Annotated in this window: 17 protein-coding genes; 13 read left to right on the forward strand and 4 right to left on the reverse strand. The window is 53.6% G+C overall.

All coding sequences use genetic code 11. The features are described from left to right. The first annotated feature begins 51 nt into the window (after positions 1–51). The 3 genes from M2120_RS06445 (at position 52) to M2120_RS06455 (ending at position 10,605) form a co-directional block, all read left to right on the forward strand. Entirely contained in the window at positions 52–8,469 is an 8,418-nt protein-coding gene (locus M2120_RS06445) for a DUF7507 domain-containing protein (protein WP_280797885.1), read from the forward strand. Positions 8,470–8,503: 34 nt separating this feature from the next. Then, the gene (locus M2120_RS06450; RefSeq protein WP_280797886.1) at positions 8,504–9,595 is read left to right on the forward strand and encodes an NADH:flavin oxidoreductase/NADH oxidase; all 1,092 of its coding nucleotides are present in this window, start codon (positions 8,504–8,506) and stop codon (positions 9,593–9,595) included. 71 nt (positions 9,596–9,666) lie between these two features. Then, the gene (locus M2120_RS06455) at positions 9,667–10,605 is read left to right on the forward strand and encodes a hypothetical protein (RefSeq protein WP_280797887.1); all 939 of its coding nucleotides are present in this window, start codon (positions 9,667–9,669) and stop codon (positions 10,603–10,605) included. Between the two features lie 66 nt (positions 10,606–10,671). Here the strand turns inward: M2120_RS06455 and M2120_RS06460 are convergent, their stop codons facing one another. Then, entirely contained in the window at positions 10,672–12,048 is a 1,377-nt protein-coding gene (locus M2120_RS06460; RefSeq protein ID WP_280797888.1) for an MFS transporter, read from the reverse strand. Positions 12,049–12,122: 74 nt separating this feature from the next. Between M2120_RS06460 and M2120_RS06465 the strand changes: the two genes are divergently transcribed. From M2120_RS06465 to M2120_RS06495, 7 genes are all read left to right on the forward strand, one after another. After that, positions 12,123–12,884, forward strand: a complete 762-nt coding sequence (locus tag M2120_RS06465) for a TetR/AcrR family transcriptional regulator (RefSeq protein WP_280797889.1) — start codon at positions 12,123–12,125, stop codon at positions 12,882–12,884. Positions 12,885–13,135: 251 nt separating this feature from the next. After that, complete coding sequence (gene dnaK / locus M2120_RS06470; protein WP_280797890.1) at positions 13,136–14,995, forward strand: molecular chaperone DnaK; 1,860 nt, start codon at positions 13,136–13,138, stop codon at positions 14,993–14,995. Positions 14,996–14,997: 2 nt separating this feature from the next. Next, positions 14,998–15,618, forward strand: coding sequence for a nucleotide exchange factor GrpE (locus M2120_RS06475; RefSeq protein ID WP_280797891.1), 621 nt, complete (start codon positions 14,998–15,000; stop codon positions 15,616–15,618). Between the two features lie 33 nt (positions 15,619–15,651). Further along, entirely contained in the window at positions 15,652–16,626 is a 975-nt protein-coding gene (locus M2120_RS06480) for a DnaJ C-terminal domain-containing protein (protein ID WP_280797892.1), read from the forward strand. A 25-nt stretch (positions 16,627–16,651) separates the two neighbouring features. After that, complete coding sequence (locus M2120_RS06485) at positions 16,652–17,068, forward strand: heat shock protein transcriptional repressor HspR (protein WP_280797893.1); 417 nt, start codon at positions 16,652–16,654, stop codon at positions 17,066–17,068. Between the two features lie 24 nt (positions 17,069–17,092). Beyond that, the gene (locus M2120_RS06490) at positions 17,093–17,269 is read left to right on the forward strand and encodes a hypothetical protein (protein WP_280797894.1); all 177 of its coding nucleotides are present in this window, start codon (positions 17,093–17,095) and stop codon (positions 17,267–17,269) included. A 244-nt stretch (positions 17,270–17,513) separates the two neighbouring features. After that, positions 17,514–19,535, forward strand: coding sequence for a DEAD/DEAH box helicase (locus tag M2120_RS06495; RefSeq protein ID WP_280797895.1), 2,022 nt, complete (start codon positions 17,514–17,516; stop codon positions 19,533–19,535). A gap of 57 nt (positions 19,536–19,592) precedes the next feature. Here M2120_RS06495 and M2120_RS06500 read toward each other — a convergent pair whose 3' ends face one another. Continuing rightward, the gene (locus tag M2120_RS06500) at positions 19,593–20,507 is read right to left on the reverse strand and encodes a DMT family transporter (protein ID WP_280797896.1); all 915 of its coding nucleotides are present in this window, start codon (positions 20,505–20,507) and stop codon (positions 19,593–19,595) included. A gap of 166 nt (positions 20,508–20,673) precedes the next feature. On the opposite strand from M2120_RS06500, the gene M2120_RS06505 reads away from it, so the two are divergent. Further along, positions 20,674–22,695, forward strand: coding sequence for an acyl-CoA dehydrogenase (locus M2120_RS06505; RefSeq protein WP_280797897.1), 2,022 nt, complete (start codon positions 20,674–20,676; stop codon positions 22,693–22,695). A 71-nt stretch (positions 22,696–22,766) separates the two neighbouring features. On the opposite strand, the gene M2120_RS06510 is transcribed toward M2120_RS06505, so the two are convergent. Continuing rightward, complete coding sequence (locus M2120_RS06510) at positions 22,767–24,380, reverse strand: MFS transporter (RefSeq protein WP_280797898.1); 1,614 nt, start codon at positions 24,378–24,380, stop codon at positions 22,767–22,769. 55 nt (positions 24,381–24,435) lie between these two features. Here M2120_RS06510 and M2120_RS06515 point away from each other — a divergent pair, with 55 nt between their 5' ends. After that, positions 24,436–25,737, forward strand: coding sequence for an Nramp family divalent metal transporter (locus M2120_RS06515; protein ID WP_280797899.1), 1,302 nt, complete (start codon positions 24,436–24,438; stop codon positions 25,735–25,737). Here the strand turns inward: M2120_RS06515 and M2120_RS06520 are convergent. Next, positions 25,734–25,964: a DUF5652 family protein gene (locus M2120_RS06520; protein ID WP_280797900.1), complete on the reverse strand. Its 231-nt coding sequence runs from the start codon at positions 25,962–25,964 to the stop codon at positions 25,734–25,736. The two genes, M2120_RS06515 and M2120_RS06520, sit on opposite strands and share 4 nt — an antisense overlap. A 59-nt stretch (positions 25,965–26,023) precedes the next feature. Here M2120_RS06520 and M2120_RS06525 point away from each other — a divergent pair, with 59 nt between their 5' ends. Further along, positions 26,024–26,674, forward strand: a complete 651-nt coding sequence (locus tag M2120_RS06525) for a Pr6Pr family membrane protein (RefSeq protein ID WP_280797902.1) — start codon at positions 26,024–26,026, stop codon at positions 26,672–26,674. Positions 26,675–26,705 lie beyond the last annotated feature (31 nt).

Raw genomic sequence — 26,705 nt, forward strand, 5'->3', positions numbered from 1 at the left:
TGAATTAAGGTTAAAACTCCTTACTTTTTCTTCTCCAAGGGGTACAACATCATGAGAAATGCATCAATGTTGTTCCTCTGGCGTGGAATCAAGAGACGTTTCAATCTCCGTCGTTCAGTAGCGAAGAAAGCAGTTGCAGTACTGCTCACCGCCGCGTTTCTTTCCACCACTGCGTTTGCAGATTCAGCATTTGCTGTAGCTGGTTACCCCAACCCCAATAACAACGGAAGCGGAACTCAGGCATTTGCTCAAGGTTCCTACATCATTGATGCAGGTGCGGTTACGGGCTCGGCAACCAAGCAAACAATCGCTCAAGGCATCAAGCCTTATGGTTTGATCTACGCCTTGGTGAAGGCGAAGATCCCAGTTGAGTGGGCAATCGATCCCAATAAAGCACCAATCAGTCAGACCACCGGTAACTCTGCAGCTGATTTTACGTTTGACTGTGATGGCAGTGGCACTACGTATGCAAACAAGGCATACAAATCTGGTGCTTTCATCATTCCTGAGGCATTCGCGGCACAAGCTCAGAGCATTGTCGCAACCTGGCGAACAAAAGGTGTCACTGTTGACGGCCCATGTACTCAGGACCCTGTTACACCTTTCCCCATTTTCGCGACTATTTCAGGTTGGCCACGCGCTGTCCTTGATGCACAAAATGGCTCTGTCGCTGCGACGTATTTTGCCAACGCTGAAATTCCAGCACCTACTGCGACTCTTGATCCAGCAAACCCACCTGCGTACCGAACTGCTGCTCCCAGCCAGCTCACCGCCTGTGATGACATCTACATCATGCCTCACGCGGATCCCACCTATGCCACTCACAACGCTCTGATTCCATTCATTAAAGCTGGTGGATCTTTCTACGCGAGCTGTCACGCAGTGAGCGAAATTGAGAACATGGTTTTCCCTGCGGCGGGTTCCCAGGTTGCTGGTGCGACCGGAACAGCAGGTGCTTTTGCTATGAACCTGCTGGGTACTAGCGGACTGGTCAACTACGGTAGCCACCAAGCACAGGGTTCTGTTCCTTACGCTTTCTACAAGTCACCCACCGACACTGCAGCACCCACGACCGATGCAGGCACTGCGATTGAATCAGTTCGCGCAGGCGACCCTATTGCACAATTCCTCGGTGTGACAGATGCTTCAACTCAAAACGGGTCTGAGCAGATTTACATTCCTAAGGCTGGATCAAAGTGGCGTTCCACCACTCAGATCATTTCTTACGACCCCACCCAGCCAGATGCAACGGCAACTAACAACGTAGGAACCGCGGCATCATTGCTCTACGGACCTGCCTATGGAAACACCAACTACGGCTGGGTCATGTACCAGGGCGGCCACAGCGTCAACAAGGGTACTGTCGATGACGTCGCATCTCAGCGTGCCTTCTTCAACTTCTTGCTCCTCACCGCTGTTGACCGTCGTCTGAACGGCAACGCCAGCACTTCACGTTCACCAATTGTTTCTGTTACCGAGCCTGCGGCGGGAACCGCAATCGCTGGAGGTAACACCGTTCCCGTTGCTGGTGCCGCAACGGGTGGATCAGGAAGCTACAACTACAAGTGGACTGCTGCGTGTTATGACACCAATGGCAATGCAGTAACAGGTGGCACGTTCTTTGACGCGACCAAGGCAAAAACAACCTTTACTGCTCCGGACGTAACAGGAAACGTCAACTGCAACATGACACTCACTGTCATCGACACCTGTGGTCGATTCAGTTTCGGCTACTCCAGCGTGATCTACTCGCCTGAAGCAGATGTCACCGTTACCAAAACCGCTTCTCCCACCACAGCAAGTGTCAACGGAGACATTACCTACACGCTTGAAGTCAAGAACAACGGTAAAACCGCAGGAACTACAGCTGGCGATGGCAACGTTGCGACAAAGGTCACGCTTACTGACCCACTCCCCAGCGGTGTCACATTTGATTCAGTATCAGCTCCTGTCTATTCAGGAACAGCACCTTCTGGTGCGACGTGTACAGAACTCAATGGCACCGTAACCTGTGATCTTAAGTCGATGCAAGACGAGCAAACAGCTACGGTGACGATTGTTGCCAAGGTTGCCTTGAGTGCTCGGGGCCAGACGCTCGACAACACTGCGAAAGTTACATCTTCCTCGGCAGATTCGACCACAGGTAATAACAGTGCGACTGTTTCCACCGTAATTCGTAACTCTGGTATCGCAATTGACGTCACCACCAGCCCTGGTTATGCAGATCCCTCGGGAAGCAGCGTTACGTATACCTACACGGTGACAAATCCTGGCACGAGCGCGATCTCCAGCGTGGTGGTTAAAGATCAAAATGGAACACCCGCTAATACGGGTGACGACATCACGCTCACCACACACACTGGTGATACGGATGCTGATAACCAGCTCGATGTGAACGAAACCTGGGTTTACACCTCGACCCGTTCTGTTTCTTCGTCTACGAATGACGACAACACTGATTCATCCGCTACGACAAAGCAAACTAGCGGTGTTGCTTCAGGTAGTGACGGCTCAGCGACTGTTTCTAGCTCCGATGACGTTGTTGTCACCCTCGTCACGCCCCACATCACATTGAGCAAGACTCCTTCAAACCAGGTTGTTCAAGCTGGCAGCGATGCAAGCTTCACAATCAAGGTCACCAACGACAGTGATGGTCCTGCAACGATTACTAACATTGTTGTTTCTGACACTTTCACAACTGGTGGAACTCTGAACTGTCAGGCAGGGGCAATGCCTTTCACTATTGCCTCACTCCAGAAGGATGAAGTGTGGCAGACGACGTGTAAAGTCGTGGCAATCACCGGAGGCGGAACAAACACCCTTTCTGCAACTGCCAATAACCCTTACAAGGGAACAGCAATGACGATTACGTCATCGGCCGTAAACATCACTTTGGGTACCCCAGCACTTCTTCTCTCCAAGCTTGTTTCACCGGGTGGAGCTGTTTCGCCTGGCGACATCATCAACTACAAGCTCAGTGTCACAAACACTTCAGCGACCACTCAGACGGGTGTAGTTCTCACGGACCAGCTTGGTGCTGGTATGACTGCCGGAACAGCAACCATTACGCGTACTGACACCTCAAGTGCCAGCGGCAAGTCTTATGGAACTGTCGCGTGGGATAAGTTCAATTACACCCAGGGCAGCACCACGATGAGTAACTGGAACATCAGCACTCAAGGCTGGAGTGCAACAACTGCGAACTGGGTTACTGATGGAACGTCTACTGCGACGAACAAGGGGATCAAAATCTCCACTAAAAACTCCAACGGTAACACTCTCCAGAAGATCGAAGATCAGTCGGTCCTGATCGCCACCCAAAGCGGTAAAACTTCGATTCTCAAGAGAAGCGTTCCCCTCTCTTCTGGCAATGAAGCTGTATCCGTTCTGTTTGAGTGCGCTGTTGACACCTCTACAGCGGCGACCAACCAAGCTGGATTCTCGTTTGTCGTCAAATTAGGTTCTTATACTTCTGGCGAACAAGTGTGTACAAGTGCACGGAAGTCGTTCAAGGTTGATGTCCCGGCATCTTTCTACACCGAAGCAACTGCTACGGCGAAGGAACTGAGCTTCACTGCGCAAGGAACTGGAACCACGGCTGGAAGCAACGGTTCAACCATTTATCTTGATGACGTATTTGTTGTTACGGGCGCTGTGATCACCGATTCGTTCACTGGCGCTAACAACTCGTCTTCACCATACGTTTCTAATGGCTTTGGCTGGAGTGGGGCGAACTGGACAGAGACAGATAGCTCTTCAAAGATGAGTCTTTCAACTACGTCTTCGAGCCGTCTAGGTACCGCTGTTTATTGGAGTGGCTCAAGTGGTAACAGCGGTTACATCACCCGCACGTATTCACTTAACCCTGCTGATTATGCTGGCGCCAAAATTGGTTTCAACTGTTATGGCAGCCTCAGTGGAACGTCGAACTATCTCAAGATTGAGGTCGGCAGTGCAGGAACATACACAACAAAGTTCACGACTGCGACTGATGCAAATCCTTGTAACACCAGCACAAGTACAGACTCGTCTACCAGCCGTGGTGTAGTAGACCTTGGCACCTTAACCGCCGGTGAAAAAACTTTGCGCATCACCATGGCAGGTGCCAACAAGATCATGTTCGATGACTTGGTTGTCAGTGGACAAAGCAAGGGTGGAACTGCGACATCAATATCAAGCTCCGCATTTGCTGCAGCGCTTGCGGGCCCCTACAGCTTGGCGCCAAACGAAAAGCTTGAAATCAACTTCCCGGTAACGATCAGTGCACCCTTCCCCGTGCTCGGTGCCACAACAATTACCAACGGCGCAACCGTAGTTAGTACCCAGCAAACAACTCCTTCATCTGCTTCGGTAGTCAGCGACCTTGCTGTGACCGACTATAAGGTCACCAAATCCGTCAGTGCTGCACACATTCTCAAGAACCAGACGGGCAATTTTGTTCGTAGTGGTGAAGCAGTTACCTACACTTACACCGCGGTTAACAATGGAACTGTTCCCATTAAATCCGTCGTCATCAGTGACCCAGCATGTGCTGTAGTTCCTTCACTTGTTTCATCTTCAGCAACCTCGAACAACTTCCTGGATCCAGGTGAAACGTGGGTTTACAACTGCACAGCTAAGACCCTCACGACTACCGATTCAGGGACTGTAACCCTCGATGGTGTTATTGATGACCCAGATAATGCTGGAGCATTCCTGGACATCCCTTCGGTAACAGATGCATTGACAGTCAATGTCTTCAGCCCAACAATGTCGGTTGTTCCAACACCAACATCAAAGACCATTTACTCTGGCCGAACTGTTACTTACAGCTACAGCGTCACTGCTTCTGGTGGAGCTATTGCAAACCCCATTGTTACTGCTCAGAACTGTTTGAACATGCGTTACTCAGCAGGTGACACAAACAGCGACCGTATTCTCCAGACCACTGAAACCTGGACCTTCACCTGTACTACAGGTGCGATTACCTCGAACCTTGTCTCTCAGTCTGTGGTCGCTTCGGGTACCGATGTTTATGTTGGTCTTCCTGTCACTTCCGCTAACGTCCCCGTTGCGGTTACCGTAGTTCTCCCTGCAGCACTGACTATTACCTCAACAGTTTCTAACCCTGCAACGAGTGCGGGCCCAGCATCGACAATCTCTGTTGGCGAAACAAACGCTGTGACCTATCGGTACACCGTTACAAACACCGGCCACTCTGATGTAGCAGCTCCAAAGGTTTCGGATGACCACTGTGCTCCTGTAACTTACTCCAGTGGTGACACCAACAGTGATGGAATTATCCAGACCACTGAAACCTGGATCTACACCTGTTCGCCCTCTACTGCTTTGACACAGACCACCATCAGTGAAGCAACCGCGTCAGGTACTGACGGAGTTGGCAACACCGTAACAAGTGATTCATCCACCAACACGGTCAACGTACTTGCACCTGGACTGCTGCTGTCCATCATTGCTGGAACTGAATACACCAAGGTGGGCAACTCTGTTTCTTACATCTACACCGTTGAAAACTATGGTGCGACAGTAGTCAACTCGTTCACGCCAGTTGACGATAACTGTTCACCACTCACGCGTGTAACTCCTGACCTAGTCGGAGATAGTGATGGCCTTCTTGAGCCAGGTGAAAGCTGGAGCTACCTGTGTACGTCAGGTCCTCGCAACGCAGACACCCTCAGCACCTTTACTTTGCAAAACGTTGTTGACGCTACGGTTGGAACGGCATACACCCCCACACCTGTCAACACCAAGGTCTTTGTCATCGACCCAACTTTGACTGTTGCACAAACCGCAACCTCTTACGTTGGCTCAACAGCTGTTGTTCGTGATGGACCAGACCTCGCAGTTGATGCCTATATCGGCGATAAGGTCATCTTCAACTACAGCGTGCATGCCGACAAGGGTGTTAACGCCTCAAATATTGCCGGCCTGAACTCAATGCTGATTGAGCAGATTGTTGACCCTGCGTGTTCACCACTGTCACCTGTATTAGGTGTCAACGGATTCAACGCTGGAGACCAGAACAACCCTGGAATCCTCGATCCAGGCGAAACGTGGACATTTTCATGTGAATCCACAACTTTGACGAACACCATTGGTTTGAAGACTGCTCAAGCGCTCATTGAAGCAAACTCCACGTTGGATGACCCCAACGCATTGAACAACACCAAGCTTGCGTACTTTAGCCTCCAAGCAACAGCCAACACCGTCGATGTCTTTGCGGCACCGACCGTAACGACTAATGCTGCAACTTCTGTACTCAGCACCACGGCAACCATCAATGGTTCGCTTGAATGGGGTGGCCTCATTACGGCAGCAACCCTGTGTTACTCGAGCGTCCAAGCAGACTTGGCTGGTTGTGCGGCAGGAACAAGTGGCACCAGCGTTCAGCCAACTCCGCACTCCATCGTTGCGAGCGGATCAACTCCAGTTTCCTACAACCTCACAGGTTTGACTCCTGGAGTGACCTACTATTTCAAGGCCCTAGGTCGTAACAGTGTGGGCACTGCCGAGGGCATCGTGCGCTCATTCACCACTGTTGCAATTGCTCCTACTGCTACCACTCAGGCAGCTACTAGTGTCTCGCGAACAGCCGCAACGCTAAATGGTGCCATCGGCTGGGGCGGGTCTACAACCGCGATTTCGTTCTGCTACGGAACCAACAGCAATCTCACTGGTTGCACAACCGGAACACCGACACCTGGTTCTGCCACGTCTGATGGTTCGGTTGCAACGGCACTGAGCCTGACTGGTCTTACCCCAGGAACTACCTATTACTTCCGAGTAAGTGGTACTAACAACACGGGCACCACTGATGGTTCAATCCTGAGCTTTACAACTCCAGCAGGAGTGCTCCCACGTAGTGTTGTTCCTCGAATTCAAGGAAACAACTCCTCAACTCCAACCGTTACTCAGGGTTCTACCGGAACAATGATCCCTGTCTTTAGTGCAGGAACTGGTGTTCCTACATTCTCAACTTCGACCTCGTCGATTTGTACGGTTGATCCTTCGACTGGTGCTGTCTCCTTCATTGGTGTGGGCGAGTGCGTCATTGATGTCACTTCTCCAGCAACTTCTGACTACGAATTAGCAACCCACACTCCAATTCACATCACTGTTGTGGCAACTCCCCAGACCATTTCTCTTGCTAACCCAGGAACTCAGAACTGGACTGGAACCAGCACAACTTTGCCCCTCAACCCCACTTCCTCTTCTGGCCTGCCGGTCTCCATGACCAGCATGACTCCAGCTGTCTGTGAGGTTCGCGGCTCGGACGTTGTTGTCTTGGGACCTGGTTTGTGCCAGATCTTCGGATATCGCGCATCTGGTGCATTGAACGGAATCAACTACTCTGCTGCAACTTCTGTGATCATGTCCTTCACCATCAACGCACCTACACCAGTGCCCGTTGCGCCTGTTCGACGTATCACCTCGATTCCTTCGCTGACGCCAAACCTGCCTGCGCCAAGTTCTGCTCCAGTTCAGCGCACGCAGCCAACTGCCGCACCGGTCATCCCCATCACGTCTTCAGCTACAAAGAGCCTTGCTGCTGCGGCTACGGAAAAGATTTCAGGATTTACCCCTGGTGAGTCACTCACTGTTCAGGTCACGGGTTCTCGTATCTCGGGACAGTTCGTTGTCTCGCCTGGCAGCGTCGGTGATGTTGTGGGCATCGCGAAGGCGCTTGAAGAGTCCACCCAGCGCACCCAGTCTGACTTCGCGAAGGTCACCGCGGTTTCTCCTGTTGAGGGTAAGCCACAAGCTGATGATCTCTATGACGTGCCTGTAACACCTGCAGTTCAAAAGGTGTTTGCTGCTTCCGGACTTCAAGCACCACGCTTAGTCAGTGACGTCTACTCCTCTAAGTCTGCAAACTGGCTCTCGGTTGAGTCAGCAGTTTCTAGCTATGTTCCTGGCAGCAAGGTTTACCTCGTTGTGACAACCCAGCCCATCATTTTGGGTGCTGCCACGGTTGATAAAAACGGTGAAGCAGTCATTGACGGGCTTCTGCCTCTGGACGCACTCGAGCAGGGTGGCCACAACATTCGCTTGGTTGGAACACGTCAAATTGAAGGTGTGTCCGCTGATGCTGATGGAAACATCAAGCTCACCGACAAGGCGATGAAGGCTATCAAGGCATTCGACCAGGGCACTAAAGCCACCGTAGAAATGCAGGGAACCAAAGTTTCTGCAATTCGAGAGATTCCTCTAGAGAAGGAAGTCGCGTGGTGGACTGTTTGGCTTGCTCTCGCGGCGTCTCTTCTTGCACTCTTACTGCGTTTCGTTCGTAAACCTGTCAGATTCCGTCGTCGTGTGATTGCCGGAGTCCTTGCGGTAGCTGCTGGGGTCCCAGCCTTGGCTTACGGATGGTTCACTGCTTCATACGAGTTGTGGATTGGAACTCTCGTCGCTCTGGGAACAGGAATCTTTGTTCTGGTGTGGGGAAGAAAGAATCGCAAGAAGAACTAGCTCGGTCTTGAATTTTCAGGACTAGCTTAGAAACATGCCTCAGCCTGCACTCTTTACTCCTTTCACCGTTCGCAACCTCACGATCCGAAATCGGGTGTGGGTGCCACCCATGTGTATGTATAGCGCGCTGGGTAAGGACGGAGTACCCACTGCTTTCCACACCGCGCATTACGGCGCGATGGCTCTCGGTGGAGCTGGCTTGATCATCGTTGAGGCAACTGCCGTCAACCCTGAGGGCCGCATCTCTTTCCATGACCTTGGAATCTGGAACGACGAGCAAGTTGCTGCGTTCAGACCCATCACTGCTTTCATTTCAGAGCAGGGTGCAGTTCCAGGAATACAGCTAGCTCATGCAGGCCGCAAAGCATCGACCTATCCGGGTTGGGGTTATGACGGCATCGATGGGACCGTGCCAGTGGAAGAAGGTGGCTGGCAGACGCTGGGACCTTCGGCCAATTCGTTCACGGGCTATGCCCCAGCGCATGCCATGAGTGAAGAACAGATAATCCAAGTCGTTGCTGACTTTGCTTCTGCAGCACGTCGCGCTGTTGAAGCAGGGTTCAAGGTTCTAGAAATCCATGCAGCTCACGGCTACCTTATCCACGAATTCCTCTCACCTCTCACCAATGAACGCACCGATGACTTCGGTGGCCCGTTGAAGAATCGTGCGCGACTGCTGCTCGATATTGTTCGAGCAGTGCGCAAGGAGGTGGGCGAAGAGATTGTTCTCTTTGTTCGCTTCTCTGCCACGGACTGGATTGAGGGTGGTTGGAATGAAGAAGAAACCAGCATCGTTACTGACTGGGTAAAGGACCTGGGCGTGGACGTCGCGGACATTTCAACTGGTGGTCTGGTTGCTGAGGCGCATATCCCCACGGGACCGGGATACCAGGTTCCGATGGCTCACTATGTCAAAGAACATGCACATTTGCCCGTGGCGGCGGTGGGCATGATTACCACTGCTCAGCAAGCGAATGAGATTGTGGAGTCAGGCCGTGCTGATGCAGTGTTGATCGGCAAAGAAACGCTCCGCGACCCACACTTCGCACTGCGTGCTGCAGCGACGCTTGGTGCCCAGATTGACTACGGCATCCCCCAGTATCAGTGGGCTCCCTACGGTCGATAGCAAGCGAGTTCCTCAGTATTGTCACGCTCTGATATCCTATTTAATCTAATTAGATTAAATTTGGAGTCTTGATGTTCAATCGAGTGCGCAACGCATTGATTGTTGCTGCTGTAGTAGCTGCAACTGCCTTTTCTGCTCAGGCAGCGAGTGCTTTTCCTGCAGGGGACACCTTGTATGCAATCGCATACGACACCCCTCGCGAAGGAACTCTCAAGATCGTCAACCCTTCAACTGCGGCAACAACAATAGTAGGTACTGCGGGAACGGGTGCCGGCCAAAACCCGGGTCTATCAGTAGGAGATACTGCGCAGGGCGCCTACAACCCCAATGAGCCATCAAAGGGATATTGGATCTTCTTTGACGGCACTACCAAGCTTGCTTCTGTAAACCTTGCTACAGGTACAAGCACAGTAATCGGTCCTTTCGGAGCGCCTTCTGACATGGTTTCTATTGCCATTGGTGCCGATGGAAGTGCGTACGGTTTGGATTCTGCAGGAAGCCTGTTTAGCGTGAATTTGCTGACAGGTGCCGCAACTCTTATCAATACAGCTCCGCCTGCTGCAGTTTCAGCTTTTGCCTTCAACCCGGCAGACTCAACTTTCTATGCTGTGACTGCTTCTAAGCTCTGGAGCGTAAATACAACAACCGGAGTCTTCACGCAGGTTCAGACCGGTTATCCTGCAGATGTTCGCTCTATATCTTTTGATGCTGATGGAGTTTTGTGGGGAACAGAATCAACTTCTTACCGCTTATTTACCACGACGGTTGTTTCAAACACTGTTGCATCGATTAGTACCGTGAGTAGCACGGGCATCAACTCGCAGAGCTTGTTCATCAAGTACGTGCCTGTGACTCCGCCTGCACCTACTCCAGTAGTTCCTTCAACACCAACGCTTGCAAACACAGGGATCAACTCACAGGCTGCTTGGGCAATCGGGGCACTTGGGGCAGTCATTGTGACAAGTGGGTCAGTATTGATTTTCATCGCTCGTCGAAAAAAGCAAAGCTAGGAACCTTCAGATACAGCACTGGCTCATACTGGGGTATGAGCCAGTGCTTATTTAAGCTCTTTAGACCTATCGAATGAATTTTGCGCGGAGGGGAATCATCAAGAGAAGACCTGCGAGCAAGACCACAACGATGCCGAGGATGCCGAAGTAGGTGGCACCACCAAGCACAACGAAGAGCGCAAACAAGGATGGCGCCAAGAAACTAATGGCACGTCCTGTGGTGGCATAGAGACCGAAGAGCTCCCCTTCCTGACCTTCAGGTGCAAGGTGTCCAAGGTAGGCGCGAGCAGAAGCTTGAGCTGGACCTACGAAGAAGGTCAGCATCAAGCCACCGATCCAGAAGGCGGTTGCGCCACCATCGTGGAAGATGAACAAGCCGATGCCTGTGAGCACAAGACCAGCCAGCGCAATGACGATGACGCGCTTGGAACCGATCTTGTCGTCGATCCAACCCGAAAACAGAACGCCAATACCCGCGACAAGGTTGCCGCCGATGGCAAAGAGGATGACTTCGGTGAAACTCAAACCGAAAACGGTTCCAGCCAAGATGCCACCAAAGGCAAAGACTGCTGCCAGGCCGTCACGGAAGACCGCACTGGCGAGGAGGAAGTAGAAGGTGGGGCGAGAGTTCTTATACAGGTCAGCAATCTTGCGGAACAAGATCTTGTAAGACTCGATAATTCCTACATTCTTGCCCTTGGAAGTCGCCACATTCTCGGGGACATTAAGCAAGATGGGGATGGAAAATATGAGAGACCAGATAGCACCGAATACTGCGACAACACGAATGTTCATTCCTGCCTCGGTGGTGACGCCAAACCAATAGGGAGGGTCACCGAGGACAAAGCCAACCAGGGCGATGAGAAGAACAACAATTCCGCCGAAGTAGCCCATGCCCCAGCCAAAGCCGGAGATGCGTCCCATGTTCTTGGGCGTCGAGACCTGGAGCAACATGGCGTTGTAGTTGACGTTTGCCATCTCATAGAACACGTTGCCGATGGTGAGCAGCACAATGCCCAAGACAAAGAACTGTGGTGAACCCTCCACAAAGAACATGGCGGCTGTGGCCAGAATCACGATACCTGTGTTGATGCCCAGCCACAGCTTGCGCTTACCGCCAGCATCGGTGCGCTGGCCCACAATGGGGGCAAACAGTGCCACAGTGACACCACCGATGGCCAAAGCCCAACCAACCCAACTAGTGAGGTTGGCCTCGGCGGCTTGGAAGTTGGCTAAAGCAGGGCCGGTGGCAACACCTTCGCCACCAGCTGCTTCGTAAGCAGCAACAATCTTGGGATCAATGAAATAGCTCGAGACGATGTAGCGAGCAAAGACGAATGTGGTGATGAGCACACTGAAGGCGGAAGTTCCCCAGTCCCAGAGTGCCCAGGAGATGACCTGTTTGCGGGGGACGGAAACTATTACAGCGCCGGTGCTAGACATGTCTTCAGGCTACCGGGAGTTGGTCAAACTCGGCACAACATATTCATGAACTTCTGGCTTGGTATTCTTGGTGAATGGCGGGTAAAAAGAGACTTTCAGCGGGGCAACCCCCAAAGCTCGATGCGTCATTTTGGGCGAGATACACAGCCGACCCAAACCCAAGCCCTCGGGACAGGTTGTTGTATGTGACGATGTCCGAAATATCTCGTCGGGGCATCCTTGACGTCAATGCAGGCGCAATTTGTGAACTGCTTGACGTGAAGCCCCCTATGGTGAACTACTACTTTGAATCTTTTGATGCGCTTCTGGCTGAAGCGGCAGCTCAATGTTACGAAAATTGGCTTGAATGGACGCAGCGAGCAATCGAGAAAAAGGCATCGACGCCATCTCAACGTCTTCGCAACTTTTTTGACAGTGAGGTAGAACGGGCCATTTTTTATGGCCCAGTCATCGTGTTCTCGGCTTATCCAACATTGTCTGAGCAAGTGAGAAATGTCCTTATCAACAAGTTCAAAAAGCGCATGGAAGCAATTTTTGAGTACCACATTTGTGTTCTCGCCTCGATATTCCACGACATGAAGCTAGGTCAAGTAACACCAATCGAATTCGATGTTGACTCCAGACCTTTCAAGTCTTATCAACTCACCAGAACTAAAGAAATGCTCGCTGCCGGAAGCGCGATGTGGTCGATTAGTGGTTTGAATTTGTGGGCAACCGATTCCCATGTAGGTACCGGTAGCCTGCTAAAAACCGGCGGAAAAATAGCCAGGAATGCCGCAATCGAGATGCACATAAACCGTGTCATTTCCTCGTTTGAAGGCGATTTCGCCAAGTAGCTCCTGCATGTCACCGGCAAAAAATCTGTTTGATCCCGAGGTCCTTGAGTCTCCGGTGATCCAGCATGTTTCCGGTTTTTGACCAAAGTTGAGTCGAGAAAGCTCAAGATTTGCTGTGAACACTTGACCTTTCTTCATTCCCTTGGCAAACTTGATATATCAAGACTCAAGTCTTGAACAAGCTTCGGTGAAAACCGCATCAAAACAAGGAATTTCCAGCTCACACTGGAATGAAGAAGGAGAAACAACATATGTCACGTGCAGTAGGAATTGACCTCGGAACCACCAACTCGGTCGTTTCCGTACTCGAAGGTGGCGAGCCCACCGTTATCGCTAACGCTGAAGGTTTCCGCACTACCCCCTCGGTAGTCGCTTTCACCAAGGACGGCGAAGTACTCGTTGGCGAGCCCGCAAAGCGCCAGGCAGTAACCAACGTTGATCGCACCATCGCGTCGGTCAAACGTCACATCGGTACCGACTGGACCGTCGCTATCGACGACAAGAAGTACACCCCACAAGAAATTTCTGCTCGTATCCTGGGCAAGCTCAAGCGCGACGCAGAAACCTACCTCGGTGACACCGTCACCGATGCCGTCATCACCGTCCCTGCATACTTCAACGATGCAGAGCGTCAGGCAACCAAGGATGCTGGTGAAATTGCAGGTCTCAACGTTCTGCGTATCATCAACGAGCCCACCGCTGCGGCGCTGGCATACGGTCTGGACAAGGGTAAGGAAGACGAGCTCATCCTCGTATTCGACCTCGGTGGTGGAACCTTCGACGTTTCCCTGCTCGAAGTTGGCAAGGACGATGATTTCTCCACCATCCAGGTTCGTGCAACCTCCGGTGACAACCGCCTCGGTGGTGACGACTGGGATCAGCGCATCGTGGAGCACTTGATCAAGAAGTTCAAGGAGACCACTGGTGTTGACGTGTCCAAGGACAAGATTGCGCTGCAGCGTCTGAAGGAAGCAGCAGAGCAGGCAAAGAAGGAGCTCAGCTCCTCCATGAGCACCAGCATTCAGTTGCCATACCTCTCCCTCACCGAGAACGGCCCAGCCAACCTCGATGAGACCCTCACCCGTGCACAGTTCGAGTCGATGACCGAAGACCTCATCGCTCGCACCAAGAAGCCATTCGAGGATGTCATCAAGGAAGCAGGCGTCAAGGTCAGCGACATTGCACACGTCGTGCTCGTTGGTGGATCCACTCGTATGCCCGCAGTTGCTGAACTGGTGAAGACTCTCACCGGCGGCAAGGAGCCCAACAAGACAGTGAACCCAGATGAGGTTGTTGCTGTTGGTGCTGCACTGCAGGCAGGTGTTCTTCGTGGAGAGCGCAAGGATGTTTTGCTCATCGATGTCACCCCACTGAGCCTCGGTATCGAGACCAAGGGTGGAATGATGACCAAGCTCATCGAGCGCAACACCGCGATCCCCACCAAGCGATCCGAAACATTCACCACAGCTGATGACAACCAGCCCTCGGTATCCATTCAGGTATTCCAGGGTGAGCGTGAATTCACTCGTGACAACAAGTCACTGGGTAACTTCGAGCTCAGCGGTATTGCACCAGCGCCTCGTGGAGTTCCACAGATCGAGGTCACCTTCGACATTGACGCTAACGGTATCGTGCACGTGTCCGCTAAGGACAAGGGCACCGGTAAGGAACAGTCGATGACCATCACCGGTGGATCATCACTTCCCAAGGAAGATATTGAGCGCATGGTTCGCGAAGCAGAAGAGCACGCAGCCGAAGACAAGGCACGTCGTGAGTCTGCAGAGATCCGCAACGGTGCTGAGCAGCTGGCTTACTCCATCGAGAAGCTCATCAAGGAGAACGAAGACAAGCTTCCTGAAGACGTCAAGAACGATGTCCAGGCAGATGTCGACGCACTCAAGACTGCTCTAGCAGGTGAGGATGACGCAGCAGTGAAGACTGCTTACGACAAGCTCATGGAAAGCCAAGGCAAGCTCGGTGAAGCAATCTATGCAGCCGGTCAAGCTGAAGGTGGTGCCGAAGGTGCTGCTGAAGGCGAAGCAGCATCTGATGACGACGTCGTCGACGCTGAAGTTGTCGAAGATGACGAGGCTGACAAGGACAACAAGTAAGCATGTCCGACCAGAACAACAACCCAGTAGAGGAGCCCCTGAATGGGGGCTCCTCCGCCGGGGAGGCCAACGAAGCTGGCGAGAACGCCGGTTTTGTTGAAGACCCTGGTTATGACAACGCCGAAGCTGTTTCTGTAGAAGACGCTGATGTAGAGACCTCTCTGTCAGATGCCGACCTTTCTTTCCTCGAAGAGGCAGAAAATGATCTGGCCGCAGAGCGTCTGGCAGACCTTCAGCGGGTAACTGCTGAATACGCCAACTACCGCAAGCGCACCGAAGCGAACCGTGAAATCGAACGCGAACGAATCATCGGCGACACTGTGAAGATTCTTCTTCCAGTACTCGATGACATCGACCGTGCCGAGAAGCACGGCGACCTGGCTGAGGGCTCCGCCCTGGCAGCCATCGCCGGCAAGCTTCGCGGAGTGACCGAGCGTTTAGGTTTGGTTGCCTATGGCGCAGCAGGCGATGTTTTTGATCCCAACCAGCACGAAGCAATCTTGCAGCAGCCATCTCCAGATGTCACTGTGGAGACAGTGCTGGATGTTGTCGAGACCGGTTACACCCTCGGCAGCACACAGGTTCGCGCGGCCAAGGTGGTCGTGGCAGTTCCTGCAGAATAATTTTCGAAACGACTAGACAGAAAGGGGGCGCATATGGCCAGTCAAGATTGGTTCGATAAAGACTTTTATAAAGTCCTCGGCGTCTCCAAGGACGTCTCGGAAGCGGAACTGAAGAAGGTATACCGCAAGCTTGCTCGCGAGTATCACCCCGACTCCAACCAGGGCAATGCCAAGGCTGAAGCAAAGTTCAAAGAAATCTCGGAAGCATACTCTGTTCTCTCCGACAAGGAGCAGCGAGCTGAGTATGACCAGATTCGCGCCATGGGTTCTGGTGCACGATTTAGTGCCGGTGGACCCAGCGGTGGCTTCGATGACGCCTTTAGCGGCTTTGGTCGCGGAGGCCAGCAGTTCAACTTCCAGCAAGGCGGCGGGTTCGAAGACATCCTCGGTGGAATGTTTGGCGGAGGCGGCCGATTCGGCCAGTCCTCCGGCGGCTTCCGTGGATTTGGTGGACCGCAGAAGGGGCAAGACATTGTCTCCTCGGTCACGATTGACTTCTTTGAAGCTTTCCACGGCGAAACTATGAGCTTGCAGACCAGCGAGGGTCGCACCGTTAAGGTGAAGATTCCTGCTGGCGTTGCCGATGCGCAAAAGATCCGCTTGCGTGGCAAGGGTTACCCCAGCCCCGACGGTGGTGAAGCAGGCGACATCGTCCTCACCGTCAAGGTGAAGAAGCACCCTGTCTTTGACCGGGATGGATTGAACGTCAAGGTCAATGTTCCGGTCACCTTCGTGGAAGCTGCACTTGGTGCAACTATTGAAGTTCCCACCCCCGACGGGGAAACAGTGAAGCTCAAGGTTGCCCCTGGCACACCCAGTGGACGTTCTTTGCGCGTGAAGGGTCGCGGAATTAAGACCGCGAAGGGCACCGGTGATCTGCTCGCCGTTGTTCAGATTGCTGTCCCCTCTCACCTAGACGACAAGGCACGTGAGGCACTCGAGCAATTCTCTGCAGTTGCGCCAACCGAGAACCCTCGCGCAGACTTAATCCACGACGCCAAGCGTTAGACCCCCACTCGAGAGAAGGAAAAGCATGGACGAAAACCAGCCCATCTTCACTATCTCGATGGCGTCTGAGCTAGCGGGAATGCATCCGCAAACCCTGCGTCAATATGACCGCATCGGCCTGGTTCAGCCAGGCCGAACAGCGGGTCAATCCCGCCGCTATTCCATGCGTAATGTGGCACAGCTGCGTGAGGTCGCCAGGCTCAGCGCCGAGGGACTTTCCCTTGAAGGCATCCGCCGCGTGCTTGAACTGGAAAACCAGAACGACGCACTGCGTGCTCGAGTGCGCGAGTTAGAGGCAGCGCTCGCCGATGCTTTGCTGAACCAGCCTGGCCGTCGCGTCTTTGCCGCCGGCTCTGCCGGTGAAGTGGAGAGCCTGCGTTCTGGAACACGTTCCCGCCGCCGCACAGATGTCGTTATTTGGCGCCCCTTCGGGCGTGACTAAACACGAGAGAGTGAATCCACCATCATGAAGAGACTCAGCCCAGCACTTTCTGCCCTATACCTTGTGCTGATGATTGCAGTAGTGATCAGTGTCGATGTGGCATTCTTCCAACACCATCCAGAGATCCGCTTGATTGGAAACATTGTTGTGGTGGCACTTTTTGCTGGCGGATACTTCCTGCTTGCTCGCCTCAAGAAGTAGTTCCCACCAGGGCAACCTTAAACTTTTTCTTGAACCTTTCGGGCATCTCCCGTATAGTCGAAAGGTCGGCTCTTGACACTGCACAGTGGTGCAGATGGGTTTGTAAGTCAGGTGGGCCGGTTCCCCAACAATTCTGTTGGAGATAGTCACTCGAAGTGAATCGGTCCCGGCCAAAGACTGCCCGGGTTCTTATCAGCACGTATTGTGTGCTGTTTTGCCTTGAATCCAACCCAGAAATAACGTCATGCCTAAGAACAAGAAACCTGCCGGCGGTCGCCCGGCTAAGAACTTTGAACCTCGCTACGGCGCAAAGAAGTCCGGTGGGCCTTCCGCTGGTTCTCGTAGCCCAGGTCACCGCGGTTACCGCCCCGAGTCCACTGAGGCTCCACGTAAGAACCGTTGGACTAATGAAGACCGCGACGCACGTCGCGGCGCACCTGCTGGCGAGCGTCCCTCATACGGTGACCGCGCTCCACGCGGTGACCGTAACGAGCGTCCCGCATACAACCGTGGTGAGCGTTTTGAGCGCCCAGCATATGGTGAGCGCAACGATCGTCCCCGTTACGAGCGTTCTGAACGCCCCGCATACGGTGACCGTGCACCTCGCGGAGATCGTCCTTCTTACGGTGAGCGTTCTGAGCGTCCCCGTTTTGACCGCAATGAGCGTCCCGCATACAACCGTGGTGAGCGTTCTGAGCGTCCCGCATACGGTGACCGTAAAGAACGCCCTCGCTTTGACCGTGATGCTCCTCGTGGAGAACGTCGATTCGAAGAGCGTTCTGAGCGTCCCCGTTACGACCGTGCAGATCGCCCCGAGCGTGCTTCCTATGGTGAGCGTTCAGAGCGCCCTCGTTATGAGCGTTCTGATCGTCCTTCGTATGGAGATCGCGCACCTCGCTCTGACCGTTTCGACCGTTCAGACCGAGGACCTCGTAACTTCGGTGGCGATCGTCCACGCTGGAACAAGGACGAGGCTCCTCGTAGTTCCGCCTCTGATTTCTACCCATCCAAGGAAGAGAAGCCACGCTTCAACCCTGAAGATGATGTCGTACTCGAGCGTCTTGAAGCACAGTCAACCACAGCAGCTGATGTTGATGGTGTGAGCTTCGCCGACCTCGGTCTTGGCGGAAACATCTGCCGTCAGCTCGCAGAGATGGGTGCAGTCGCACCATTTCCCATCCAGGCAGCAACCATCCCTGACGTTCTTGCTGGCAAGGATGTTTTGGGTCGTGGAAAGACTGGATCGGGCAAGACCATTGCATTCGGTTCTCCAGTTGTTGAACGCCTGATGGAAAACAACGGTGGTAAGGACCGTAAGCAGGGACGTCCAGCACGTGCACTGATTATGGCTCCTACCCGCGAACTGGCCATGCAGATTGATCGCACCGTGCAGCCCATTGCGCGCTCGGTGGGACTGTTCACCACCACCATCTTCGGTGGTGTTCCTCAGCACAAGCAGGTGATGAGCCTGCGTCGTGGTGTGGACATCATCATCGCGACCCCTGGCCGCTTGGAAGACCTCGTTGAGCAGGGTCACATCGACCTCTCCAACATCGTGGTGACCGTTCTTGATGAAGCAGACCACATGTGTGACCTCGGCTTCCTTGAGCCAGTCCAGCGCATTATGCGTGCCACCAAGGCAGACGGTCAGCGCCTGCTGTTCTCGGCAACCTTGGATAAGGGTGTTGCCGCAATCGTGAACGAGTTCCTCAAGGATCCTGCTGTGCACGAGGTTGCTGGTGAAGACCAGGCTTCGTCAACTATTGACCACCGCGTCTTGGTTGTTGAGCACCGTGACAAGCCTTTCGTCATCGAGCAGCTTGCTTCTCGCGAAGGAAAGACTCTCATCTTTGCTCGCACCCGCGCATATGCTGAGCAGCTTGCTGACCAGCTCGAGGATGCAGGTATTCCTGCAACCAGCTTGCACGGTGACCTGAACCAGAACCGTCGTACCCGCAACCTTCAGTTGCTTACCAGCGGTCGCGTAAACGTGCTGGTAGCAACAGACGTTGCTGCTCGTGGTATTCACGTTGATGACATTGACCTGGTGATCCAGGCTGATGCTCCTGATGAGTACAAGACCTACATGCACCGCTCTGGCCGCACCGGCCGTGCGGGCAAGCAGGGAACGGTGGTCACCATCATTCCTCGCACCCGCCAGCGTCGTATGAACGACCTGTTGGGCCGTGCTGAGATTGAAGCAGAGATGGTTCCTGCACAGCCCGGTGACGAACTGCTCGATCAGCTCGCTTCATCAAACGCGTAGTAACTATAAAGAAGAGCCGCACCTAAAAAGGTGCGGCTCTTCTTCGTTAAGTCCTGTTTAGCTCAACGCCAACATTCCGGCAGCGGCCAAAGCTAGCACCATGCCCACAAGCTGAAGCTTCGTGATCTTCTCTCGAAGCACAACAGCAGCCAAGATGATGGTGCCTGCTGGATACATCGCGGTGAGTACCGACATCACACTCAGGTTTCCGAGCTGAATACCAATCAGCAGGAGGGCATTTCCGGTTGCATCGAGCAGACCGCAACCAATGGCGAGCAGAATACCCTTCTTGTAGTCCAGTGCACCCCCGTCACCCACAACCAAATCAGCACGAGGCTTGCCATCTTTACCGAATAAACCGCGACGGTGAGCCCAGCGAATAAGTGCCATCACCGCGACGGAACCGAACATGATGGTTACGTTGACCACACGGTTGAACACGAGGGGATAGAGGCCAGCGGAAGAGGGTGCCTGGTCGAGCACGATGAGGAACAACCCGATCAAGATACCGGCGAGCACAGCGAAGATGATTCCGCGAGCTCGTGGCTTCACTGCCTCTTTTTCAGGGGTGAATGCCACAAGAACAATGGCTATTGCGCCAATGCCGAGCGCAAGATAACCAAACCAAGCAAGGCTTTCGTGAGAGACGAAGATTGCCCACATCACCGGGAAGATGGCCGAGACTAACGCGCCCAGCGGTGAAAGGATACTCATCGGGCCAATAGCTAAAGACGCATACAGCAACAGAATGGCAAGAGCCCCGCACACACCAGAAAGAAGACCATAGATTACGGTCTCGGGGGTGATTGTTCCTGGGATGAACAGCGTGAAACCGGCGAGAAGGAATAAGCCCACCAGTCCTGCGGTGCCGGTGGCAAGGAAAGCACCCATGCGCTTGGATGCCATACCGCCGAGGAAGTCACCGCTACCAAAAACGAGTGCGCCTGAGAGGCCAAAAATTACGGTGAGCATTCCTCCAGCCTAAGTGTTTCCTGAGAGTGTCGGTGCGGAAACAACAAACAAATAGCCTCGTTTTTCTGCTGGATTGTAGAAGCCCCACACACGTGTTGCTCAACTTTCCCGTGCAGGGTGAAATAGTTCTGCAGTTGTAGCTATTCACCGTGAAAGGGCTGAGGTCATGTCAGTCATCGACAAAATCGACACTGAAAACGAGTCAGCAACCGTTGACCGTGCTTTTCTGCAGCGCTACTTACTAGGCAAATGGGCAGATATTCGTCTGGCATCTCGCGAATTAGCAGGACGCACAGAAATGCAGGGCATTCCCGGACTCTCGAAAGATGAACACCGTGCCCGGGTTTTAGGCCAACTCAAACTTTTGGTTGAAAACGGCCAGGTTAATCTCTCTTTCCCCAGGGAGTTTGGTGGCCTGGAAGACCACGGCGGCAACCTTGCTGCCTTCCAAGAGCTTGTTGTTGCTGACCCTTCGATGCAGATCAAGTCCGGTGTGCAATGGGGTTTGTTTGCTGCCGCTATTTTGCACCTGGGCACTGCCGAGCACCACAAGCTGTGGCTTCCAGATGCAATGTCCTTGAAGACTCCCGGCGTCTATGCCATGACCGAAACCGGTCACGGTTCTGATGTGTCATCGATTGCCACCACTGCAACCTACGATGAACAAACCCAGGACTGGGTGATCAATACTCCGTTCCGCGGTGCATGGAAGGACTACTTGGGAAACGCTGCACTTCACGGTCGTGCAGCGGTGGTCTTCGCACAGCTCATTACCCGTGGTGTGAATCACGGTGTGCACGCGTTCTATGTCCCTATTCGCGACCACGACGGGAACTTCTTCCCTGGCGTAGGCGGGGAAGACGATGGGCTCAAGGGTGGGCTCAACGGTATTGATAATGGCCGCCTGCACTTTGACCATGTTCGTGTTCCACGCACCAACCTATTGAACCGTTATGGTGACGTTGCCGAAGATGGCACCTACACATCACCTATTGCCAGCCCAGGTCGACGATTCTTCACCATGCTGGGAACACTGGTGCAAGGTCGTGTTTCCTTGGATGGCGCTGCCGTCAATGCTTCCAAGCTTGCCTTGCAGATTGCGGTGACCTACGGCAACGAACGTCGCCAGTTTGGACAGCCAGGTCACAGCGAAACAGTTCTGCTCGACTACCAGCGCCACCAGCGTCGACTCATTCCGCTGATTGCCACCACCTATGCGCAAGCCTTCTCACAAGAGGTGTTGCTGGAAAAGTTCGACTCGGTTTTCAGCGGAGCAGATGACACCGATGACAACCGTCAAGACTTGGAAACACTGGCAGCCGCGCTGAAGCCCCTGTCCACGTGGCATGCACTTCACACACTTCAAGAAGCACGTGAAGCATGCGGTGGCCAAGGCTTCTTGGCAGAGAACAGACTGACTGCACTGCGCGCAGATATGGACATCTATGTCACCTTCGAAGGCGATAACAATGTGCTCTTGCAGTTGGTGGCCAAGCGTTTGCTCACCGACTACAGCCGCAAGTTCAAGGATGCTGACACCGGAACTCTTGCCCGTCTGGTGATGGAACAGGTCACCGAGCGCGCAGTGACCGGGTCTGGTCTTCGCCGCCTGGGACAAAACGTTCATGACCGTGGCTCAACAGCTCGTGCAGTGAAAGAACTGCGTGATCCTGAGATGCAGCGTGATCTGCTCACCGATCGGGTCGAGACGATGATTGCCGAAATTGCTCTGGAACTTCGCGATGCTAAAAAGACGGGCACCGAAGCCGAGGTGTTCAACCAGAAGCAAAGCCAGCTGATTGAAGCAGCCTCTGCTCACGGGCAGCTCCTGCAGTGGGAAGCATTCACCGATGCGCTGGAGCACATCGAAGATGAGGGAACCCACCAGGTTCTCACCTGGGTGAGAGATCTCTTTGGGCTACACCTCATCGAGAACAACCTTGCCTGGTATTTGATGAAGGGTCGACTCTCAGCACAACGAGCTGAAGCAGTGACGGCCTATGTTGATCGCCTCATCACTCGGCTTCGCTCACACGCTCAAGACCTGGTCGATGCCTTTGGCTATGGACCAGAACACTTACGTGCTGAGATTGCCACCGGTATCGAAGGCATTCGTCAAGAAGAAGCTCGTCACTACTTCGAAAAGCTTGCCGCGAGTGGGCAAGCACCTGTTCCAGAAAAGCATTAGACACACAACGCCTCCAAGCACGAGAGAGCCGGCCCCCAGATGGGAGCCGGCTCTCTCGATTTGTGTGCGTGTTAGATCACGTGGGCGTCGGGGCCATCGTGAATCTGCTCAACCTCTTCCTTACGGGTTGACCCGAGGGAGAGGGTGGCCAGGAAGCCCAGGGCGAGGAATCCTGCTGCAGCAAAAGCGCCATAGCGGGTTCCATCAGAGATGGACTGCTTAGCGAAGGTCGCGATGGGTTGAGTCTGAGGGTTCTTCTCAAGACCCACAATGGCGCCACCGGCACTATCTACTACTGCGCTGACCACCTTGGTGACCTCAGCCTGAGGAAGCTTCTCATTGGTGAGGTCGTTGGTGAGCTGGACCTGAACCGAGGTGAACAAGATGGTTCCCAAGATCGCGATACCCAGTGCTGAACCGAGCTGGCGAGCAGTGCTTTGTGTTCCAGAAGCCTGACCGGATTCCTGAACGGGAACGTCCTTGAGGATCACGTTGGTGAGCTGTGCTGTTGCCAGACCGACACCCATTCCATAGACAAAGAGCCAAGGAACGACGTTGATCCAGGTGGAGGTGGGGCTAATGCCGAAACCAACACCGGCAACACCGACGATTTCCAGGACAATACCCAGGCGAACCATGGAGACAGGGGAGACCTTGCCCGAGAGCCCACCAGCAAGACCAGAGGCAACGAAGGCACCACCGGCGAGACCGAGGAGAACAAAACCTGTTTGGAGGGCGTCATAGCCAATGACGAATTGCAACCACAGTGGCAGGGACAAGATGATGCCGAACTCACCGAGTGCGATGACCATCGCAGCGATGTTTCCGTTACGGAAGGAAGAAATACCGAAGAGCTTGAATGCAATCAGCGCTTGCTTGCCTGCCTTGAGGCGGGCAGCACCGTGAGCGATGAAGAGTGTGGTAGCCAGCACGAAGATCAAGAACATGACTGGGATGATCGAAACCTTGCCAGGCCAAGTCCAGTCGCCGACGGTGAAGGGCTTGTTTACTTCCCACCAGCCATAGGTGCGACCTTCGATCAGGCCAAAGACCAGAGTGGACATCGCGATGATGGAGTAGACGGCACCGAGCCAGTCGATTCCGCTCTGAGACTTCTCTTCCTTAGATTCAGGAACGGTAAGAAGTGCGCCGATGATGATGATCAGACCAATGGGGATGTTGATTCCGAACGCCCAACGCCACGAGTAGTCAGTAGTCAGCCAGCCGCCGAGCAGTGGACCAACGGCAACCATTCCACCAATGGTGGAACCCCAAATGGCGAACGCGATACCGCGTTCCTTGCCTTGGAAGTTGGCGTTCACCAGAGAGAGAGTGGTGGGCAGCACCATGGCACCACCAAATCCTTGCAGCACACGTGCAGCAATCAGAAGGTCACCGTCTTGTGAGAATCCTGCAATCACCGAAGAGATCACGAAGATCGCCATACCGATCACCATCAGTCGTCGTCGACCGAAACGGTCAGAGAGAGATCCGAAGACCAGAATCAGGGCAGCAAAGACCAGAGTGTAAGACTCCTGAACCCACTGCACCTGGGTGCTGGTGATTCCGAGGTCTTCAATAATCGACGGAATGGAGACGTTGATAATGGTGGAGTCAACGATGATGAGCGAAACAGCAAGGCTAATAAAGAGCAAGCCAAACCAGCGTGTACGTGGGGAAGTCATTGTTTCAATCTACTCTCGTTCACCCGCGTAGGCTGGGCTTAGAAGGGAGTTCTTCATGAGTATTCACGACGTTGAATTAGTTGATCCTGAAGACTCCACGGCTAAACACCACCCCACGAGAGACACCGTCCGTGGGCGAGGGTACTTCCGCAGGCTCGGTCCGGGTATCGTCACCGGTGCTGCCGATGACGATCCTTCGGGCATTGGCACCTACAGTCAGGTTGGAGCTGCCACTGGTTATCGCCTGCTGTGGAGTGCACCACTACTTCTTCCGCTAGCTTTTGCCGTTCAGGAAGCGTGTGCACGTATTGCTTTAGTCACCGGTCACGGCCTTGCCGGTGTGATCAAGGCACGTATGCCGCGCCCCATTCTCTATATCTGCCTTGCCCTGGTTGTCATTGCGAACACCGTCAACATTGCTGCCGACCTTGGCTCTATGTCTGCAGCTCTCCAGCTGCTGATACCTATTCCGCAGTTCTTGGGTGTAATTCTCTTTGCTGCGGTCATCGTGGTGGCTGAAGTTTTTGTTCCGTATCACCGCTATGCCAAGTTCCTGCGCTGGTTGTGCTTGTCTCTTCTTGCCTACTTCGCTGTGATGTTTGTAGCAAAGGTCGACTGGGCCCAGGTTGGTCGAGATCTTGTTGTTCCCCAGTTCGAGTGGACCAAGGGGGACATCGCGTTGCTCATTGCGATTGCGGGAACAACCATCTCTCCCTACTTGTTCTTCTGGCAGTCTGCCGAGGAAGTGGAGGAGCGACGCTCCACCAAGCACTACCGCGTGACAAAGACACACATCCAAGCCATGCGTGGGGACGTGTTTGCCGGTATGGCTACCGGTGTCTTCGCAATGGCCGCCATCATGATTACTGCTGCTGCCACGCTGCATAAGAACGGTGTGACCAATATCCAAACTGCAGAAGAAGCAGCACAAGCACTGGTTCCTATTGCAGGTGATTATGCCGGTGTGCTGTTCCTGCTGGGCATTCTGGGAACTGGTCTGCTCAGTGTTCCTGTGCTTGCCGGAGCAAGCTCCTATGCCATGGCAGAAACTTTTGGTTGGCGAGAAAGCTTGGAGCGCAGACCCAGTCAGGCACGCGCGTTCTATGCCGTGATTTTTCTCTCTATCTTGGTGGGGCTCACGCTCAACCTCGTTGGCCTCAACCCCATGCAGTTCCTCATCATCGCTGCCATCACCAACGGCTTAGCAGCACCTGTGTTGATGGCTGTGATCTGGTGGATTGCCTCGGATGAGAAATTGCTTGGCAAGTGGAAGTGCCCGCTATGGTCGAGGCTGCTCTTGGGTATCGCAACGATGGCAATGGCACTACTGCCATTGCTGTGGGTGTTGGCTCCCTAGGAAGCTACCTCTTCGTGCTTCTTACGCTTGCTGAAAACGAAGAGGTAAAGGATCTCGAGGATGCCCGCGGTGTTCAAAATGAACAACACCACAAACCAGGGCACCGACTTAAGTGAACCAGCGCGGTAAAGGGCAAAGCCCTTCCAGACCGCGCTCCACAGTGCCAGCACCAAGATGAGAGCAAAGATGCCGGGCTGTTCGGTGAGGAGACCTTGATCAGTATTCATAGTTCAATCTTACAAATTGACCCTGTTAGTTGACTGGGCATGGTGCTAGCGTCGAGCTCGTGAGCACAACGTCGCGCAAAGTCACTGCCGTTATTCGCTGGGGTATTTCTGCCTGGGTTTTAGCTGCCATCGTGACCCAGATCTGGTCTGAGGTTGCCAACAATGCGTTCTACCCAGAGAAGTACTTCAGTTACTTCACCATCCAATCCAGTCTGATAAACATCGTGGCATTTGCGGCCGGTGGCTATCTCGCGTGGACGACCGTTCGCGACACCAGACTGTTCACCATTGTTCGTTTTTCTGTCTTTTCCTATGCCATCGTCACGGGGGTTGTTTATAACGCCCTGCTGCGCAACATTCCTTCGGAAGGCTATGAACCTCCCGCGTGGTGTAACGAGAGCACCCATGTCTGGGTTCCAATTGTCATCGTGCTGGAATGGCTGTTTGCTTCCGGTCGTATAGCCCTGCGTATTCGTGCAATGTGGTGGGCGTTGCTGTATCCACTGGCGTGGGTTGGTTTCACCGTGGTTCGAGGAATGATCACTGGCTGGTGGCCTTACCCCTTCCTCGAACCTGATGGCCCCAATGGTGTCGGTGGCGTTGTTGCCTACGTTCTGGGTATTGCCGCATTTATGTCATTCAACGCCTTCATTGCACTGGTGATTGCAAGGGTGTGGGCGAAGCTACGACACCAACCCCTGCACCCATAAGTATTAACTCAGCGTTAACCATCGAGTCCTA

The organism is Aurantimicrobium minutum (assembly GCF_029893825.1).
GTDB lineage: Bacteria > Actinomycetota > Actinomycetes > Actinomycetales > Microbacteriaceae > Aurantimicrobium > Aurantimicrobium minutum_C.

What these genes read in the sequence shown, in the direction of transcription:
- M2120_RS06480 (WP_280797892.1), top strand. Translation starts at nt 15,652, where the DNA reads ATGGCCAGTCAAGATTGGTTCGATAAAGACTTTTATAAAGTCCTCGGC.
- M2120_RS06485 (WP_280797893.1), top strand. Translation starts at nt 16,652, where the DNA reads ATGGACGAAAACCAGCCCATCTTCACTATCTCGATGGCGTCTGAGCTA.
- M2120_RS06505 (WP_280797897.1), top strand. Translation starts at nt 20,674, where the DNA reads ATGTCAGTCATCGACAAAATCGACACTGAAAACGAGTCAGCAACCGTT.
- M2120_RS06515 (WP_280797899.1), top strand. Translation starts at nt 24,436, where the DNA reads ATGAGTATTCACGACGTTGAATTAGTTGATCCTGAAGACTCCACGGCT.
- M2120_RS06460 (WP_280797888.1), bottom strand. Translation starts at nt 12,048, where the DNA reads ATGTCTAGCACCGGCGCTGTAATAGTTTCCGTCCCCCGCAAACAGGTC.
- M2120_RS06475 (WP_280797891.1), top strand. Translation starts at nt 14,998, where the DNA reads ATGTCCGACCAGAACAACAACCCAGTAGAGGAGCCCCTGAATGGGGGC.
- M2120_RS06450 (WP_280797886.1), top strand. Translation starts at nt 8,504, where the DNA reads ATGCCTCAGCCTGCACTCTTTACTCCTTTCACCGTTCGCAACCTCACG.
- M2120_RS06490 (WP_280797894.1), top strand. Translation starts at nt 17,093, where the DNA reads ATGAAGAGACTCAGCCCAGCACTTTCTGCCCTATACCTTGTGCTGATG.
- dnaK (WP_280797890.1), top strand. Translation starts at nt 13,136, where the DNA reads ATGTCACGTGCAGTAGGAATTGACCTCGGAACCACCAACTCGGTCGTT.
- M2120_RS06500 (WP_280797896.1), bottom strand. Translation starts at nt 20,507, where the DNA reads ATGCTCACCGTAATTTTTGGCCTCTCAGGCGCACTCGTTTTTGGTAGC.
- M2120_RS06520 (WP_280797900.1), bottom strand. Translation starts at nt 25,964, where the DNA reads ATGAATACTGATCAAGGTCTCCTCACCGAACAGCCCGGCATCTTTGCT.
- M2120_RS06445 (WP_280797885.1), top strand. Translation starts at nt 52, where the DNA reads ATGAGAAATGCATCAATGTTGTTCCTCTGGCGTGGAATCAAGAGACGT.
- M2120_RS06510 (WP_280797898.1), bottom strand. Translation starts at nt 24,380, where the DNA reads ATGACTTCCCCACGTACACGCTGGTTTGGCTTGCTCTTTATTAGCCTT.
- M2120_RS06465 (WP_280797889.1), top strand. Translation starts at nt 12,123, where the DNA reads ATGGCGGGTAAAAAGAGACTTTCAGCGGGGCAACCCCCAAAGCTCGAT.
- M2120_RS06455 (WP_280797887.1), top strand. Translation starts at nt 9,667, where the DNA reads ATGTTCAATCGAGTGCGCAACGCATTGATTGTTGCTGCTGTAGTAGCT.
- M2120_RS06495 (WP_280797895.1), top strand. Translation starts at nt 17,514, where the DNA reads ATGCCTAAGAACAAGAAACCTGCCGGCGGTCGCCCGGCTAAGAACTTT.